General features: G+C 50.6%; 1 protein-coding gene. It reads left to right on the top strand.

The annotated features are described in order from the left end of the window. On the top strand, nucleotides 1-163 hold a 163-nt coding region (locus HT737_RS28830), incomplete at its 5' end, for an AprI/Inh family metalloprotease inhibitor (RefSeq protein WP_182404524.1). Nucleotides 164-540 lie beyond the last annotated feature (377 nt).

The raw sequence follows: 540 nt of genomic DNA, 5'->3' as shown, positions 1-540 counted from the left end.
GCAAGCGCCAGTCGGCTGGTTTCCTGATCCGGACGGCCTGTCGATTACCGGCAAGGAAGGTTCAAGAATCCAGTTCTTCAGCCGACAACGTGATGGGCTTTATCTGAGCACTTTGAAGTCGGGACTGGTGATTACGCTGACGCGCCATACACCGCAGCTGTGAACAACGGCACCGACTGAACCGTTGACTATAAGGTTTGATGTTGCAGTTATAAGCAACAGCTCAATGCAACGAGTGGCGTTGAACTGTTGAAAGTTGTTATTGAAGTGTAAGTGCAAGTTGCAAGAACCCGTCCGGTCTGTGCACGGATAATTAATAGAAGCGTCTCGCCAAAGAATGGCGGGGATTACATTCAGGAATAATCAATGAAGATGGCGAAGGCCCCAGCCACCGCTCCCTTATTCAAGGCTTTGGGTGACTATAAAAGCATTCTGATCAGCGTCGGGTGCTTTACCGCACTGATTAACGTGCTGATGCTGGTGCCCTCCATTTATATGCTGCAGGTCTACGACCGCGTGCTGTCTTCGCAGAACGAAACC

It is taken from the genome of Pseudomonas sp. MD195_PC81_125 (genome assembly GCF_014060985.1).
Taxonomy (GTDB): domain Bacteria; phylum Pseudomonadota; class Gammaproteobacteria; order Pseudomonadales; family Pseudomonadaceae; genus Aquipseudomonas; species Aquipseudomonas parakoreensis.
This window is presented reverse-complemented; position numbering and strand designations above follow the sequence as displayed.